This window comes from Vibrio sp. 2304 (assembly GCF_033339475.1).
GTDB classification, from domain to species: domain Bacteria; phylum Pseudomonadota; class Gammaproteobacteria; order Enterobacterales; family Vibrionaceae; genus Vibrio; species Vibrio alginolyticus.
On record NZ_JAWOUQ010000145.1, the window covers coordinates 1 to 518 of the forward strand.

The 518-nt window shown below is 48.8% G+C and carries 1 pseudogene; it reads left to right on the top strand.

The annotated features are described in order from the left end of the window. A pseudogene (gene glmU, locus R7P64_RS24710) lies at positions 1-518 on the top strand (bifunctional UDP-N-acetylglucosamine diphosphorylase/glucosamine-1-phosphate N-acetyltransferase GlmU); the annotation flags it as partial.

Below are 518 nucleotides of genomic sequence, written 5' to 3' on the forward strand. Positions count from 1 at the left end.
GTGTTAATGATCGCGCTCAACTTGCTCGTCTAGAGCGCGCGTTCCAATCGATGCAAGCACAAAAACTACTTGAACAAGGTGTGATGCTACGTGACCCTGCGCGTTTTGACTTACGCGGTGAGCTTCAGTGCGGTATGGATTGTGAAATTGATGCAAACGTGATCATTGAAGGTAACGTATCGCTGGGTGATAACGTCATTATCGGCACTGGTTGTGTTCTGAAAGATTGTGAAATCGACGATAATACTATCGTTCGTCCTTACAGTGTGATTGAAGGCGCAACCGTTGGTGAAGAGTGTACCGTCGGTCCATTCACTCGTCTGCGTCCTGGTGCTGAGCTGCGTAACGACGCGCACGTCGGTAACTTCGTGGAAGTGAAAAACGCGCGCATTGGTGAAGGCTCTAAAGCAAACCACCTGACTTACCTTGGTGATGCGGAAATCGGTCAACGCACTAATATCGGTGCGGGCACGATTACGTGTAACTACGATGGCGCAAATAAGTTCAAGACCATCATT